This is a genomic window from Rhodopseudomonas palustris, assembly GCF_003031265.1.
Taxonomy (GTDB): Bacteria; Pseudomonadota; Alphaproteobacteria; order Rhizobiales; family Xanthobacteraceae; genus Rhodopseudomonas; species Rhodopseudomonas palustris_H.
Window position 1 is genome coordinate 1 of record NZ_CP019966.1, and the last position, 15444, is coordinate 15444.

A 15444-nucleotide genomic window follows, 5' to 3' on the forward strand; every position below is an offset into this window, starting at 1 on the left:
ACCGGTCGAGGCGAAATCTTCACCCTCCCCTCGGAATCATATCCATTGCAGCGGAGGGGCCGTCGTGGTTTTCATAGTCCACCCGCGACGCCCACGGCTCTTCAGATCAGCGCGGTTTGAGAACCAAGGGCGGACATGCAAATCGGCGGCGGTGTGCATGTTGGTGGCTTTTCCAAATGACGGTCGACCTGCAACTCATAGCAATATGGGGCCGGCGAAGCCGTGTCTGAATTCAAGCGGAAGCCTTCGTTCGAAGGTTTCTAAAGAACGACGGCACCGGCGATCCAGCGGAATGCAGACGCAGTCTTGGTGAGAGCATCGACGCGGTTTTGTTTTGGCGACGTCTGGCCGCGCGCAAGCGCGGCGAGAGGGGGAGGTTTCATGAGCACCGAAGTCGACGTATCATTCGAACCTGCCGATCATCCGGTTGAATTTTCCGCCTTCGCGGGCCATGCGTTTTTCAATAGTCATTGCCGTGCTCACACTCCGGTTTATCCGTCGAGTCCTCCGCTGAGCTGACCTTTTTCCATCTCTCTTCGGCCCTGATCTGACGCCGGCTGCTTCAGCCGAAGCGGCGGAGCCATGTCCGAACTCAACTCGCTGGTCGCGGCGATGGCGTGAGCCGTCATGGCTCGCCGCTGCGATGGCCCGTAACTCTGGAATTGAAAAGCTGCTGAAATGTCGAACATGGAACAGGATCGCTGGTCACGCGTGAAGGGCCGTTTGCGCTCGAGCGTCGGCGAGGACGTTTATTCGAGCTGGTTCGCGCGGATGGACCTCGAAAGCGTCCAGGACGAGAGCGTGCACCTGTCGGTGCCGACCCGGTTCCTGAAGAGCTGGATTCAGACGCACTACTCCGACAAGGTGCTGTCGTGCTGGCAGGCCGAACTGCCGGAGGTCAATCGCGTCGACCTCACCGTACGTTCGCCGGTGCGCTGTGCAGCGCCCGCCAAGGAAGCGCCGGCGCCGGTGGAGAGCCGCCGCGACGAGCAGCGTCCGTCGGCTGAACGCAGCAACGGCGCGACGCCGGTCTCGGCCAATCACGATGCGCTCGGCGGCTCGCCGCTCGATCCGCGCCTGACGTTTGCGAGCTTCGTGGTCGGCCGCTCCAATACGCTGGCGCACGCCGCCGCCAAGCAGGTGGCCGAAGGCCGCCGCGGCGACCCGGTGATGTTCAATCCGCTCTACATTCACTCCGGCGTCGGTCTCGGCAAAACCCATCTGCTGCAGGCCGTGACCTGGGCCGGCAATGCCGGCACCGAACGCAAGGTGCTGTATCTCACCGCCGAGAAGTTCATGTACGGCTTCGTCGCGGCGCTGAAGACGCAGACCTCGCTCGCCTTCAAGGAAGCGCTGCGCGGCATCGACGTGCTGGTGATCGACGATCTTCAATTCCTGCAGGGCAAGACCACTCAGGCCGAGTTCTGCCACACGCTGAACGCGCTGATCGACGCCGGCCGCCAGGTGGTGGTGGCCGCCGACCGGCCGCCGGCCGATCTGGAAAGCCTCGACGAGCGCGTGCGCTCGCGGCTCGCCGGTGGTCTCGTGGTCGAAATGGCGCCGCTCGGCGAAGATCTGCGCCTCGGCATCCTGCGCTCGCGCGTGGTCGCGGCCCGCACCCATCACGTCAGCTTCGACGTGCCGCAGCCGGTGCTCGAGTATCTCGCGCGCACCATCACGCATAATGGCCGCGATCTCGAAGGCGCGATCAATCGCCTGCTGGCGCACTCCAAACTGAACAATCAGCCGGTGACGCTGGAGATGGCCGAGCACGAAGTGCGCGACCTGATCCGCCCATCCGAGCCGAAGCGCATCAAGATCGAAGACATTCAGCGCATCGTGGCGCGGCAGTACAATGTCAGCCGCTCCGATCTGTTGTCGTCGCGCCGGACCGCCAATGTGGTGCGGCCGCGTCAGGTCGCGATGTATCTGGCCAAGACGCTGACGCTGCGCTCGCTGCCGGAGATCGGCCGCCGCTTTGGCGGGCGCGACCACACCACGGTGCTGCATGCCGTGCGCAAGATCGAAGGGCTGGTGTCGAAGGACACCACGCTGTCGGACGAGGTCGAATCCCTGAAGCGCCAGCTTCAGGAGTAAGGCGCTCGCGCTCGCTGCAGGCGGCCTTCATTCTCGGGCCGAATCTCGGGGAAATTTGCGCCGGCGGCGGTCGCGTGCTCTTGCGTCGATCGCTCAACCACGCCACCCTGCGGACCCCCCGCGGGGTCCGGGCGACCTCAGCGGGTGCCAATGGCCTTGGCGCCGCAACGGCTGCCGGGCACCTCCATCATATCCGGCAGCTTCATCACACGATGTGGGCGCGGAGCAGGCGGGTTTTGCAATGAAGGTCACGGTCGAACGCGCGCAACTGTTGAAGTCGTTGAGCCACGTGCATCGCGTGGTCGAGCGCCGCAACACCATCCCGATCCTCGGCAACGTGCTGGTGCGCGCCGAAAACGCGCAGCTTGCGCTGAAGGCGACCGACCTCGACCTCGAGGTCACCGAGACGCTGCCGGCCGAAACCGCGACCGCGGGTTCGACGACCGTGCCGGCGCATATGTTTTACGACATCGTCCGCAAGCTGCCGGACGGCTCGCAGATCGTGCTCGAGAGCGACGGCGACCGCTCGGTGCTGGCGATCCGCGCCGGCCGCTCGCGGTTCACGCTGCAGACGCTGCCGGAGAGCGACTTCCCGGATCTTGCCGCCGGCGAGATGAGCCACGCCTTCCGGCTGCCGGCCTCCGACGTCAAGCGGCTGATCGATCGCACCCAGTTCGCGATCTCGACCGAAGAGACCCGCTACTATCTCAACGGTATCTATCTGCACACCGCCGGCAGCCCCAAGGCTTCGAGCTTGCGCGCGGTTGCGACCGACGGCCACCGGCTGGCGCAGCTCGACCTGACGCTGCCGAGCGGCGCCGACGGCATGCCGGGCGTGATCGTACCGCGCAAGACCGTGGGCGAAGTGCAGCGGCTGATCGAAGACACCGAAGCCGAGATCGGCATCGAACTGTCGACCGGCAAAATCCGCTTCACGCTCGGCAATGTCGTGCTGACCTCCAAGCTGATCGACGGCACCTTCCCGGACTACGGCCGGGTGATCCCGCAGAACAACGACAAGGAACTGCTGGTCGACAAGAAGGACTTCGAAGCCGCGGTCGACCGCGTCTCGACGATTTCTTCTGAACGCGGCCGCGCCGTGAAGCTGGCGCTGTCCGCCGGCAAGCTGGTGCTGTCGGTGACCAATCCGGATTCCGGCAGCGCGACCGAAGAACTCGAGGTCGAATACGCTTCCGATCCGCTCGATATCGGCTTCAACTCGCGCTATCTGCTCGACATCGCCGCGCAGATCGAAGGCGAAGTCGCCGTTCTCAAGCTCGCCGATCCCGGCTCGCCGACCCTGATCCAGGACCGCGATTCCAAGAATGCGCTGTACGTCCTGATGCCGATGCGGGTGTAATACGAGCCGCTTCAATAGCACCATCGTCATCGCACGGTTGGAGCCGAATTCGTCATTGCCGGGCTTGACCCGGCAATCCATCTTGATCGTGTGACCCAAGCGTTGCGGCCAGCGAGACGTCGCAGGATCTCGACGATAATTCTGTCCGCTGGCGCGGACGCTTGATTGCCGGGTCAAGCCCGGCAATGACACCCTGATCATGACCGCCGCCCGCATCACACGCCTGACGCTGACGCATTTTCGGAACTATCGCGGGGCGTCGCTGACCACGACGGCCGACCAGGTGGTGCTGGTCGGGCCGAACGGCGCCGGCAAGACCAATTGTTTGGAAGCGATCTCGTTTCTGTCGCCGGGCCGCGGATTGCGGCGTGCGACGCTGGAAGACGTCGCCGATCATGAGGGCGACGGCTCCTGGGCGGTGTCGGCCGAAGTCGAAGGTGCGCTCGGGCTGGCGACGCTCGGCACCGGGATCGAGCCGCCGCGCGGCGACACCACAACGACGCGGCGTTGCCGGATCGACCGCGAGCCGGTCGGGTCGGCGGCCGCGTTCGGCGATCATCTGCGGATGGTGTGGCTGACGCCGTCGATGGATGGGCTGTTCATGGGCGCGGCCTCGGAACGCCGGCGGTTCTTCGACCGCCTGGTGCTGGCGATCGACAGCGGCCATTCGGCCCGGGTTTCGGCGCTCGATCGCAGCCTTCGGTCGCGCAACCGGCTTCTCGAAGACATCCGCAACGCCGACTCGCACTGGCTCGACGCCATCGAGCGCGAAACCGCGGAGCTTGCGATCGCAGTGGCAGCCCAGCGCGGCCAGACCGCGCTCAAGCTCGCCGCGATGCTCGACGCCCGCGGCGCCACCTCGGCATTTCCGTCTGCCAAGATCATGCTCGACGGCTGGATGGAGAACGCGCTGACCTCCGAGCCGGCGACCGCGGTGGAAGACCGCTACCGCGCCATCCTGCGCGACAGCCGCGGCCGCGACGCCGCCGCCGGCCGCACGCTCGACGGACCGCACCTTACCGATCTCGAAGTGATCTACGCGCCCAAGGCGATGCCGGCGCGCGATGCCTCCACCGGCGAACAGAAGGCCCTGCTGATCGGCCTGGTGCTGGCGCACGCGCAGCTCGTTGCCGAAACCACTTCGATCACGCCGCTGCTGCTGCTCGATGAAGTGGTGGCGCATCTCGACCCCGGCCGCCGCGCGGCGCTGTTCACCGAACTCGGCAAGCTCGGCGCGCAGGTTTGGATGACTGGCGCCGATCCTTTGGCGTTTGCCGAGATCGGTCCGGCAGCAGGCATTTTCGACGTCGAGAACGGGCGAATCAGGCCGCGCGGATGAGGCGCTGAGACGCGCAAAATCGGCAGCTTGGCCGCGGTTTGCAGCGACCGTCGAATCGGCCTTCGCGAGGCTTGCGAACGCGGCTAAAATCTCTATCTCTTCAACGGGTTGAACGGCGCGACTTTGCGCTGGTGACGACCCACCTTTCATGGCACAAAAGAGCGCTTCGCAACGAATGGCGCACGCCGATTCGATCGCAATCCTGAAGGTCCCTGCATGACTGAACCTGCCCGGCAGCCCTCTGCCGAATCCGTGCATCCCGCGCCGGCCGAATATGGCGCGGAATCGATCCGGGTGCTGAAGGGCCTCGATGCCGTTCGCAAGCGGCCGGGCATGTATATCGGCGACACCGACGACGGCTCCGGCCTGCACCACATGGTGTACGAAGTCGTCGACAACGCGATCGACGAAGCACTCGCCGGCCATGCCAGCCGCGTCGAGGTGATCCTCAACGCCGACGGCTCGGTGACGGTGCGCGACGACGGTCGCGGCATCCCGGTCGACATTCACAAGGGCGAAGGCGTGTCGGCAGCCGAGGTCATCATGACCCAACTGCACGCCGGCGGAAAATTCGACCAGAACTCCTACAAGGTGTCGGGCGGTCTGCACGGCGTCGGCGTCTCGGTCGTCAACGCGCTGTCGAGCAAGCTGATGCTGCGGGTGTGGCGCAACGACAAGGAGCACTACATCGAATTCGCCCACGGCGACGCGGTGGCACCTTTGAAAGTCGTCGGCGACGCCAATGGCAAGCGCGGCACGGAGGTGACGTTCTACGCTTCGGCCGAGACGTTCACGCACATCGAGTATAACTTTGCCACGCTGGAGCACCGGCTGCGCGAACTCGCCTTCCTCAATTCCGGCGTCTACATCGTGCTGTCCGACATGCGCCACGCGGTCGAGAAGCGCGAAGAGATGCGCTACGAGGGCGGCGTCACCGAATTCGTCAAATATCTCGATCGCAACAAGAAGCCGATCGTGCCCACCCCGGTGGTGATCGGCGCCGAACTGAACGGCATCGCGGTCGAAGCCGCGCTGTGGTGGAACGACACGTATCATGAGAACGTGCTGTGCTTCACCAACAACATCCCGCAGCGCGACGGCGGCACCCATCTGGCCGGCTTCCGCGCCGCTCTGACGCGACAGATCACCGGCTATGCCGAGGCCGGCTCCAAGAAAGAGAAAGTCGCGCTGACCGGCGACGACTGCCGCGAAGGCCTCACCGCCGTGCTGTCGGTGAAGGTGCCCGACCCGAAGTTCTCGTCGCAGACCAAGGACAAGCTGGTGTCCTCGGAAGTGCGGCCGGTGGTCGAAAACGTCATCAACGAAGCCCTCGCGGCGTGGCTGGAAGAACATCCGTCCGAAGCCAAGATCGTGATCGGCAAAGTGGTCGAAGCCGCCGCTGCGCGCGAAGCCGCCCGCAAGGCGCGCGAACTGACCCGCCGCAAGGGCGCGCTCGATATCGCCTCGCTGCCCGGCAAGCTCGCCGACTGCCAGGAGCGCGATCCGGCCAAATCCGAACTGTTCATCGTCGAGGGTGACTCGGCAGGCGGCTCCGCCAAGCAGGGCCGCAACCGCGAATTCCAGGCCGTGCTGCCGCTGCGCGGCAAGATCCTCAACGTCGAGCGCGCGCGCTTCGACAAGATGCTGAGCTCCGAGCAGATCGGCACGCTGATCACCGCGCTCGGCACCGGCATCGGCCGCGAAGACTTCGACCTGTCGAAGCTGCGCTACCACAAGATCATCCTGATGACCGACGCCGACGTCGACGGCGCGCACATCCGCACACTGCTGCTGACGTTCTTCTTCCGGCAGATGCCGGCGCTGATCGAGGGCGGCTATCTCTACATCGCGCAGCCGCCGCTCTACAAAGTGACGCGCGGCAAGTCCGAGCAGTATCTCAAGGACGAACGCGCGCTCGAAGACTATCTGATCGCCACCGGCCTCGACGATTGCGTGTTCAAGCTGGCGACCGGCGAAGAGCGCGGCCGCCGCGACCTGCTGAAGCTGGTCGAGGATGCGCGCGTGATCCGCGGCACGCTGCACAATCTGCACAGCCGCTATAACCGCAGCGTGGTCGAACAGGCGGCGATCGCCGGCGTGCTCAGCCCGCGGATCACCACCGACATCGCCACCGCCAATGAAGCTGCCGCCTATATCGCTCGGCGGCTCGACGCGCTGGCCGACGAGGTCGAACGCGGCTGGGTCGGCCGCTTCATCGAAGGCGAAGGCTTCGCATTCGAGCGCACGGTGCGCGGCGTCAAGGAAGTCGCGACCATCGACGATGCGCTGCTCGGCTCGGCCGACGCGCGCAAGCTCGATGAATATGCGGCGATCCTGCAGGAAGTGTATCCGCGGCCCGGCCTGCTGCGCCGCAAGGACGCCGAAACTGCGATCCACGGCCCGGTCAGCCTGTTCGAGGCGGTGACCGACGCCGGCCGCAAGGGTGTGACGCTGCAGCGCTACAAAGGCCTCGGCGAGATGAACCCGGAACAGCTGTGGGAGACCACGCTCGACACCAACGCGCGGTCGCTGCTGCAGGTGAAGGTGCGCGAAGTCGACGAAGCCGACGACATCTTCACCAAGCTGATGGGCGACGTCGTCGAGCCGCGCCGCGAGTTCATCCAGGAGAACTCGCTGCACGCGACCGTGGACGTGTAACTGACGTCGTCGATCGCAGCGATCTCCGAGACGCTGCGCCTTTGCCCTAAGGGCTACCCGACACGCGCCCTCCGAAATCCAGCGCGTCCGTCTCCACGCGTCATACCCGGCCTTGTGCCGGGCATCCACGCCTTGCCGACGTCCATGCGCGAAAGGCGTGGATGGCCGGGACAAGCCCGGCCATGACGGCATTCGTGGCGAACTAAGTGACCTACAAAAATGCTGTGAGTCGAGTGCGCTTACTGAGCTAAACTTTGGGGCGCCCGGCAACGCCGAGTCCCACGCCTAAGCCGCCTCCCCCGTCTTCAGCACGCCTCTGCGGATCTGGTCTTCTTCGATCGACTCGAACAGCGCCTTGAAGTTGCCTTCGCCGAAGCCGTCATCGCCCTTGCGTTGGATGAATTCGAAGAAGATCGGGCCGATCGCATTGGCCGAGAAGATCTGCAGCAGCACCTTGGTCTGACCGCCGTCCACAACGCCTTCGCCGTCGATTAGAATGCCGTTTCGCTGCAGCCGGGCGACATCCTCACCATGCTTTGGCAGCCGTGCATCGACGCGCTCGAAATACGTCTCGGGCGGCGACGGCATGAACGGCAGGCCGGCGGCGCGCAGGCCTTCGACGGTGCTGTAGATATCGCGGCAGCCGCAGGCGATGTGCTGAATACCCTCGCCGCGATACAGGTTGAGATATTCTTCGATCTGGCCGGAGTCGCCGGCATCCTCGTTGATCGGAATCCGGATCTTGCCATCCGGACTGGTCAGCGCGCGCGAGAACAGGCCGGAGGCGCGGCCCTCGATATCGAAGAAGCGGATCTGCCGGAAGTTGAACAGCTTGGCGTAGAACTCCGTCCATACGTCCATGCGGCCGCGATGAACGTTGTGGGTCAGGTGATCGATGTAATAGAGGCCGGCCCCTATCGGCCGAGCATCACGGGCGCCGACCCAATCGAACTCGGCGTCATAAGCCGAGCCCTTGGCGCCGTAGCGATCGACGAAATACAGCAGGCTTCCACCAATGCCTTTGATGGCCGGGACGTCCAGCGTGGCCTGCGCGGCCGTGACGCCGGCCGGTTCGGCGCCGAGTGCGATCGCCCGCTCATAGGCCTCCTTGGCATCGACCACCCGGAACGCCATCGACGGCGCACAAGGGCCGTGCGCGGTGACGAAGTCGGTGCCGTGGGTGCCGGGCTGCTCATTGACCAGATAGTTGACGTCACCTTGGCGATAGACCGAGATCGCTTTGGTGCGATGTTTCGCAACCAGGCTGAAGCCCATCAGCTTGAACAGGCTATGAAGCTGCGCCGGATCCGGATGGGCGAATTCGACGAATTCGAAGCCATCCGTGCCCATCGGATTGTCGGCGCTGATCGTGGCCGGCTGCGCATCGTGCGGAAATGGTCCCATTGGCGGCTCCTCCAGATTGGTTCTTTGAGCCGGTAGTATCGTCCGCGCCGCCCGCAAGAAGCGTGCAAATGCGAGCCGATCGCGCTAGCCTGCGCACGATCCGTGCATCAAACCGAGCTTTTTCGCATGATATCTGTCGATGCGTTCGACTTGAAGATCCTCAGCGCGCTGCAGGACGATGGCCGCCTCACCAACCAGGAGCTGGCCGACCGGGTGCAGCTGTCGCCGTCGCAATGCTCGCGGCGGCGGATGCGGCTGGAGCAGGACAATATCATTACCGGCTATCGGGCCGAGCTGTCCGGCGATGCGCTTGGCTTCGGCGTGGTCGCCTTCATCCAGATCACGCTGGCGACGCACTCGCCGGGCAACGCCGAGAAGTTTCGATCACTGGTCGGCCGGATCGACGAAGTGCAGGAAGCCTATTCGCTGACCGGTGATGCGGACTACGTGCTGAAGGCCGTACTGCGCGACCTGAAAGGCCTCTCCGACCTCGTCAACAACGTGCTGATGCCGCACCAGAGTGTCGCGCATGTGCGCTCGTCAATCGTGCTCGATCGCCTCAAGGAAAGCGCACGGCTGCCGCTGAAACAGCTCACGGACGGCTGACTCTTTTGGACGACAGCGATCAGGCGCAGTACTGCCCGACGTTGTTCAGCTTCTCGGAATCGAGATCTGACAAACCACGCCGGCGGGCGGAAACTCCAGCTTGGCGCCGCCATTGCCGAGGCTGCGCGAGATCAGCGTCTGGCCGAAGCCGGAGCTTTGCGGCGGCGTCACCGGCGGGCCGTCGTGCTCCTGCCATTCGATCGTCAGCGCCTCGTCGGTGGCGCCGACCCGGCGCACCGAGATCCGCCCCGACGGCACCGACAAGGCACCGTATTTCACCGCGTTGGTGGTGAGTTCATGAAACACTAAGCCGAGCGACACCGCGGTCTTGGCGTCGACCGCAATGTCGAGACCATCGGTGACGATACGGCCGCTGGACAGCGAGGCGAACGGCGCCAGCTCGGCGGCGAGCACATCGCGGATCTGCAGGTTCTGCCACGAGGCATTCGACAGCAGCGTGTGGGTCGCAGCCAGCGCCTGAATCCGGCCGGTGAAGGATTTCTGGAAATCCTCGATGGTGCGCTCGTGCGCGGCGGTGCGGGCGCAGATCGCCATCACCATGGTCAGCGTGTTCTTCACGCGATGGTCGAGCTCGCCCATCAGTAGCGCCTGATGCCGCTCGGCGGCCTTGCGCTGCGACAGGTCGACCAGCGTAACCACGCAGCCTTGAGTGCGCTCGCCCGAAACCACCAGCGGCGCCGCGCTGATCATCACGTCGGTGATCACGGCCGAGGGGATGCGCACCGCCGCCTCCAGCCCCTGCACCGGCAAGCCCGCGGTCGCCATCACGACGATGTCGTCGCTGCTCATCAGTTCGGAAGCTTCGGGGAAGCTCAGCGCGATCGCCTCGGCAAAGGTCTTGCCGACCGGCGCCTCGGCGCAGATCCGCATCGCGGCGCCATTGAGATGGGTGACGCGGCCAGCTCGGTCGCAGACGATCACCGCCTCGTTGGCCGAGGACAGGATCGCGCGCGCCAGCCGCTCGGACTCGCGGGCGGCGGCAGCCTGCTCGCGCTCGCTGATGTCGGTGAAGGTGATCGCCGCGCCGCGGACCACACCAAATTCCAGCGGGGTGCCGGTGAGCAGCATGCTGCGTTCGGCACTGCCGACCCGCAGGTGGATTTCGGCGGATTGCCGTTCGCGCTGGGCCTGCGCCAGCAGGCGACGGAACGCCGCCTGATTCACCTGATCGAGCAATCCGATCAGCGCCGATGCGGTCAGCGAGCCATGGGCGTAGTCGAGCAGCGCACAAAGCGCCTGATTGGCATAGAGCAGCTGGCCATCCTGATCGAACGCCGCGGCCCCGACGTCCATCGCTTCCATGAAGGTGCGATACGACTGGCCGCCGCCTTCGAGCGTGAACACCTGCTCTTCGTCGGCGCCGCGGACCACGACCGCATCGATTTCGCCGTCGCGGATCGCCCGCAGCGTCTCCTCGGCCTCCTCAAGCCGGGCTTCCAGTTCCGCCCTGCTCAGCGCCGAGACCGCCGACGTCACGAGGACGGCTCCTCCACCGCCAGATGCACCAGAACTTTCGGCGTATCGGACAAGTCTCCGATGATTTTGCGGATCGGCACCGGCAACTCCTTCACCAGCGTCGGGATCGCCACGATGCCGTGCTCGCGGGCGAGCTGCGGCTGCTTCTTCAGATCGATGACCTCGACCTTGTACTTGCCGGCCAGATGTTCGGCACAGATCTTCTCGAGATTGCGGATCGCCGCGAGGGATTTGGGCGTCTCGCCGGCGACGTACAGCACCAGTTTGATCGGATCGGCCATCGTCGTCCCCTATTCGGTGTCGTCGGGCGAGCCGATCAGGCCCCGGCTCCGCGCCATCTCGCTGACATCGCGCTCGCTTTGCGCCCGGAAGCTGACTTCATCTTGCGTGAGCCGCTGCAGCTCGGCCTCGTCGACCGCCAGATCGGCCTTCAGCGCCTCGATCTGCGCGAGCGCACGCCGGCGGCGCTGCTCGATCTGGTCCTGCACCCGCGCCACCTCGACGCGGCGCTCGCTTTCGGCGCGCCGCGCCTTGGCTTCCTCGGCCCGGCGCGCCGATCCGGTCAGCGCACCGCCTTCGCCGAGATAGGGCGGCAACAGATGGATGCCGTCGTTCGACATCACGAACTCGCGCACCTGGTTGGAGTGCGCGATGCCGCGTGCCTTGAGCAGATAGAGCTCGCGATTGAATTCGCCGTGCGCTTCGCGATTGAGCAGCAGGATCCAGGCATCCATCAGTGACGACAGCCCGGCGTCGGTTTCGGTCTGAGCGCCGTGCGCAAGATGCGTGAAGGCGCCGGTGATGCCGTTGGATTTCAAGTAATCGACGATGCGCAACAGCATCGACTGCACTTCGCCGATCTGCCCACTTTCCGTGAACGCCGAGATCGGATCGAGCACCACGAGGTCCGGCTTGAAACGCGCGACTTCGCGCAGCATCACCGCCAAGTGCATTTCCAGGCTATAGAACGTCGGCCGCGCCCCGATGTAGCGAAGCTGGCCGCTGCTCAGCCAGCGGCCGAGATCGGTGCCGACCGATTTCATGTTGCGGACGGTCTGCGCCTCGGATTCTTCGAACGACAGATACAACGCCTTCTCGCCGCGCCGGCAGGCGGCGTCGACCATCATGCAGGCCAGCGAACTCTTGCCCGAACCGGCGACGCCGGTGATCAGCACGCTGGTGCCGCGATAGAACCCGCCGCCGGACAGCATCGCGTCGAGATCGGGAACGCCGCTCGAGATCCGCTCCTCGTGCACCTTATGTGACAGCCCGAGCGACGACACCGGCAGAACGCTGAAGCCCTCTTCGTCGATCAGGAACGGATATTCGTTGGTACCGTGCGCAGTGCCGCGGTATTTAACGATGCGCAGCCGGCGGGTCGAAATCTGATTGTCGACGCGGTGATCGAGCAGGATGACGCAGTCGGAGACGTACTCCTCCAGCCCCTGCCGGGTCAGCGTGCCGTCGCCGCGCTCGCCGGTGATGACTGCGGTGAGGCCCTTCTGCTTCAGCCAATCGAACAGCCGCCGGATTTCGGCGCGCAGCACGGCGGGATTCTGAAACGCCGAGAACAGGCTCTCGATGGTGTCGAGCACGATCCGCTTGGCGCCGATCTGGTCGACCGCGAACTCCAGCCGCAAGAACAGCGCTTCGAGATCGTAGTCACCGACTTCGGCGACCTCGGTCGGATCGATCGCGATGTGCTCGATCAGAACCCGCTCCTGCTCGATCAGCCCCTGCAGGTCGAAGCCCAGCGAGGCGACGTTATCGACGATGTCGACCGGACGCTCTTCGAAGGTGACGAACACGCCGGGCTCGTCATAAAAGCGCGCGCCGTTGATCAGGAAGGTGGAGGCGAACAGCGTCTTGCCGCAGCCGGCCGAACCGCACACCAGACTGGGTCGCCCTGAGGGCAAGCCGCCAAGGGTGAGATCGTCGAACCCTTCGATCCCCGTCAGAGATTTGGATATGCCGTCCGCCATCGTACCCCAGGCCGTTTTCCGATTTGTAGGAGAACAGGAACTCGCTGCCTAGTGGAAGCCCAACGAAAATCCTGGTGTCCGACGCGGGAACGAAACGAGGCTTTCTGCGTTGCGGCGACTGATCCTACCTAACTGTCAAACTAACTTGACGATTCTAGCGGGCCACTGAGCGGCGCACTGTCTCGAAACAGGTCACGATCTGAAATCCATCACTCCGGGGAGCTGACGATCACGCCGTACCAGCCGAGCCCGCGATAGGTCTCGTAGCCGGGCGTCAGGTGGAAGCCGACCAGCGCTCCCCGGCCGTCGCGATAGGTGCCACAGGTCGGATGAGCCGACTGCAGCGGAAAGCGCTCATCGAGAATCCCCTGCCCATCCGAAGCGGCAATCACACGGCGGTCGGCGTCGAGCAGCAGCACCCGCGAGCGGTTCGGATCGTCGACCCGCACGCCTTGCACGATCGCCTTGGCCTGAGCTTCCCAGTCGAAGTGAATCGCCAGGATGCCGAGCGGCGCGCCGTCGCTGCGGCCGTCGGCACGGACGCTGGCGCAGTAAGTCGCCACCTGCGCATCACCGAGCAGCGGCACGCGTTCGATATTGCCTGCCACATAGTCGTCGCCGCTGCGCAGCCGCAACGCTTCCTTGAACCAGCCCTGCCCCGCCACGTTCTTGCCTGCCACGGCGAAACGGTCGGGCCGGCCGTTAGCCAGAATGGTGCCGTCGAGGCCGCACAGCCACAGATCGAGATACACCGTATAGGCCGACAGGATCACGCCCATGCGCGTGGACGCATAGGCGACCGCCTCGGCGGAAGGCTCAGCCACGCAGTCGACCACAGCGGAATCGGTCGCCCACCAGCGGACATCGCAGGTGCGCTCATAGAGATTGCGATCGATCAGTTCGACGGCGTTGAGCGCCAGATCGACCAGCCGGTCACCGCGTGATCGTTCTGTCATATTGCCGATCGAGTCGATCAGCTCGCCGGTTCGCTTGGTGAGTTGGGTTTCGAGGTCGCGCGCGATCTGTTCGATCTGGGCACCGACGTTGCGGACTTCCTGCGCCACGATGGCGAAGCCGGCGCCCTGCTTGCCGGCGCGGGCACTTTCGATCAGCGCATTGAGCGCCAGAATTTTCATCTGGCTGGTAATCTTCTGGATCGTCCGGGTTTTGCCGCAGGCAATCTCGTTCACCTCCGACGTCAGCCGCGCCACCAGCGCAGAGATATCGGCGCGATCATCCGCCTTGGGCTCACCCGCCGGATCGTCTCTGCGAACGGCTGCGGCGTGCATATGTTTCCATCCCCGACGCTGTACGGCGCCGGGGATAAATTTGAGCGAATAGTCCTAATGAGGACTAAACCAAAAACAGGGAAAGACGCCCGGAAGCAACCTTCGATTGCTGTTAGTTTGTGCAAATCGACCGATTAGTCGACAACTAACAATCATCACAATTCAGAACGGCAACTAACTACCTTCGACCGAAGGAGTTCTGAATCGCCACCATCGCTACTGATTCGCCGGCCGAGGTCGTGCGACCAAGCAAATCCAGGCGATTAGGATACCGGCATCGGCGGCACCGGCAGTGCCGTCACCGACTTGATCTTCTCCATCGCGAAACGCGAGGTGACGTTCTTCAGCGCCACCGTGCCGATCAGCTTCTTGTAGAACTGATCGTAGGCGCGCATGTCGGCGACGACGACGCGCAGCATGTAGTCGACATCGCCGGCCATCCGGTAGAACTCGATCACCTCGGGCATCGCGCTGACGGCATCGGCGAAGGTCTTCAGCCAGGCGTCGGAGTGATCGCCGCTCTCGATCGAGACGAACACCGACAATCCGAGCCCGATCTTGTCCTGATCGACCAGAGCGACCCGCTTGATGATCACCCCGTCGGCCTCGAGCCGCTGGATCCGCTTCCAGCACGGCGTCGACGACAGCCCGACCCGATCGCCGATCTCGGCCACGGACAGCGAGGCATCCTGCTGCAGCACCGTCAGAATTTTGCGGTCAATGGCATCCAGCCGCCGACTGGATTCGGCGACGATGCTGTCGGTGTCGGTCATGGCGAGAGAACTTTCTTCCAAATTCAATGACGCGCAGCATCATATATGGAATGAAATTTCTCGCAAGCCACTGGTTCCGCGCATGCGCCGGTGCAACGCCGCGCTCGCGGAGGACGTAAACGCCATCGTTTTCAAGCAGTTACGCAACCCTGAGCTTAGGAGCGCGCGCTGCGGGGCAGTTTTCCAGATGGCGGACCGCGGCTTTATGCGCATCTCCGGGCGAGCGGAAGCCCTGCCCTTCGAGCCCGGAGAAGTCGTCGCTAGCGGCGTGGAAGCGGAAACTGCGACCGTCGCGAACCACGATACCGGCGGCGCGCGAATTCACTTCGATGATAAAGGCATGGGACATGGCGGCACTTCATTGGTCGTCGACTCGCTCGGGGGAGCGGGTACGCCGGCCTGATAGCCGCGCTCTGTTTCACCCAGATGAAGCGCGCTT

Annotated in this window: 12 protein-coding genes; 6 read left to right on the plus strand and 6 right to left on the minus strand. The window is 64.4% G+C overall.

All coding sequences use genetic code 11. The features are described 5' to 3' along the window. Positions 1-678: 678 nt before the first annotated feature. From dnaA to gyrB, 4 genes are all read left to right on the plus strand, one after another. The gene (gene dnaA, locus RPPS3_RS00005) at positions 679-2097 is read left to right on the plus strand and encodes a chromosomal replication initiator protein DnaA (RefSeq protein WP_107342279.1); all 1419 of its coding nucleotides are present in this window, start codon (positions 679-681) and stop codon (positions 2095-2097) included. A 241-nt stretch (positions 2098-2338) separates the two neighbouring features. Beyond that, on the plus strand, positions 2339-3457 hold the full coding sequence (gene dnaN, locus RPPS3_RS00010; RefSeq protein WP_107342280.1) for a DNA polymerase III subunit beta: 1119 nt from the start codon (positions 2339-2341) through the stop codon (positions 3455-3457). Between the two features lie 199 nt (positions 3458-3656). Beyond that, positions 3657-4796 carry a DNA replication/repair protein RecF gene (gene recF / locus RPPS3_RS00015; protein WP_107342281.1) on the plus strand — a complete coding sequence of 380 codons (1140 nt, stop codon included), beginning with the start codon at positions 3657-3659 and terminating at the stop codon, positions 4794-4796. A 216-nt stretch (positions 4797-5012) separates the two neighbouring features. Beyond that, positions 5013-7454, plus strand: a complete 2442-nt coding sequence (gene gyrB, locus RPPS3_RS00020) for a DNA topoisomerase (ATP-hydrolyzing) subunit B (protein ID WP_107342282.1) — start codon at positions 5013-5015, stop codon at positions 7452-7454. A gap of 285 nt (positions 7455-7739) precedes the next feature. On the opposite strand, the gene hppD is transcribed toward gyrB, so the two are convergent. After that, positions 7740-8858: a 4-hydroxyphenylpyruvate dioxygenase gene (gene hppD, locus RPPS3_RS00025; RefSeq protein WP_107342283.1), complete on the minus strand. Its 1119-nt coding sequence runs from the start codon at positions 8856-8858 to the stop codon at positions 7740-7742. 126 nt (positions 8859-8984) lie between these two features. On the opposite strand from hppD, the gene RPPS3_RS00030 reads away from it, so the two are divergent. Then, positions 8985-9464, plus strand: coding sequence for an Lrp/AsnC family transcriptional regulator (locus RPPS3_RS00030; RefSeq protein WP_164637548.1), 480 nt, complete (start codon positions 8985-8987; stop codon positions 9462-9464). Between the two features lie 45 nt (positions 9465-9509). On the opposite strand, the gene RPPS3_RS00035 is transcribed toward RPPS3_RS00030, so the two are convergent. The 5 genes from RPPS3_RS00035 to RPPS3_RS00055 all read right to left on the minus strand — a co-directional run bounded on the left by RPPS3_RS00035 (position 9510) and on the right by RPPS3_RS00055 (position 15005). Beyond that, positions 9510-10961, minus strand: coding sequence for a sensor histidine kinase (locus tag RPPS3_RS00035; RefSeq protein ID WP_107342285.1), 1452 nt, complete (start codon positions 10959-10961; stop codon positions 9510-9512). After that, the gene (locus RPPS3_RS00040; RefSeq protein ID WP_107342286.1) at positions 10958-11242 is read right to left on the minus strand and encodes a circadian clock KaiB family protein; all 285 of its coding nucleotides are present in this window, start codon (positions 11240-11242) and stop codon (positions 10958-10960) included. Before RPPS3_RS00040 ends, RPPS3_RS00035 begins: the two co-directional genes overlap by 4 nt. 9 nt (positions 11243-11251) lie before the next feature. Beyond that, positions 11252-12943 carry a circadian clock protein KaiC gene (kaiC, locus tag RPPS3_RS00045; RefSeq protein WP_107342287.1) on the minus strand — a complete coding sequence of 564 codons (1692 nt, stop codon included), beginning with the start codon at positions 12941-12943 and terminating at the stop codon, positions 11252-11254. Between the two features lie 209 nt (positions 12944-13152). Then, entirely contained in the window at positions 13153-14232 is a 1080-nt protein-coding gene (locus RPPS3_RS00050; protein ID WP_107342288.1) for a methyl-accepting chemotaxis protein, read from the minus strand. Positions 14233-14495: 263 nt separating this feature from the next. Further along, entirely contained in the window at positions 14496-15005 is a 510-nt protein-coding gene (locus RPPS3_RS00055) for an Lrp/AsnC family transcriptional regulator (protein WP_107342289.1), read from the minus strand. Between RPPS3_RS00055 and RPPS3_RS24865 the strand changes: the two genes are divergently transcribed. Continuing rightward, complete coding sequence (locus tag RPPS3_RS24865; protein WP_159060633.1) at positions 14986-15408, plus strand: hypothetical protein; 423 nt, start codon at positions 14986-14988, stop codon at positions 15406-15408. The two genes, RPPS3_RS00055 and RPPS3_RS24865, sit on opposite strands and share 20 nt — an antisense overlap. Positions 15409-15444: the final 36 nt, after the last annotated feature.

Coding starts and splice junctions, on each gene's coding strand:
- dnaA (WP_107342279.1), top strand. CDS start 679: ATGTCGAACATGGAACAGGATCGCTGGTCACGCGTGAAGGGCCGTTTG.
- dnaN (WP_107342280.1), top strand. CDS start 2,339: ATGAAGGTCACGGTCGAACGCGCGCAACTGTTGAAGTCGTTGAGCCAC.
- recF (WP_107342281.1), top strand. CDS start 3,657: ATGACCGCCGCCCGCATCACACGCCTGACGCTGACGCATTTTCGGAAC.
- gyrB (WP_107342282.1), top strand. CDS start 5,013: ATGACTGAACCTGCCCGGCAGCCCTCTGCCGAATCCGTGCATCCCGCG.
- hppD (WP_107342283.1), bottom strand. CDS start 8,858: ATGGGACCATTTCCGCACGATGCGCAGCCGGCCACGATCAGCGCCGAC.
- RPPS3_RS00030 (WP_164637548.1), top strand. CDS start 8,985: ATGATATCTGTCGATGCGTTCGACTTGAAGATCCTCAGCGCGCTGCAG.
- RPPS3_RS00040 (WP_107342286.1), bottom strand. CDS start 11,242: ATGGCCGATCCGATCAAACTGGTGCTGTACGTCGCCGGCGAGACGCCC.
- kaiC (WP_107342287.1), bottom strand. CDS start 12,943: ATGGCGGACGGCATATCCAAATCTCTGACGGGGATCGAAGGGTTCGAC.
- RPPS3_RS00050 (WP_107342288.1), bottom strand. CDS start 14,232: ATGCACGCCGCAGCCGTTCGCAGAGACGATCCGGCGGGTGAGCCCAAG.
- RPPS3_RS24865 (WP_159060633.1), top strand. CDS start 14,986: ATGCTGTCGGTGTCGGTCATGGCGAGAGAACTTTCTTCCAAATTCAAT.
- RPPS3_RS00055 (WP_107342289.1), bottom strand. CDS start 15,005: ATGACCGACACCGACAGCATCGTCGCCGAATCCAGTCGGCGGCTGGAT.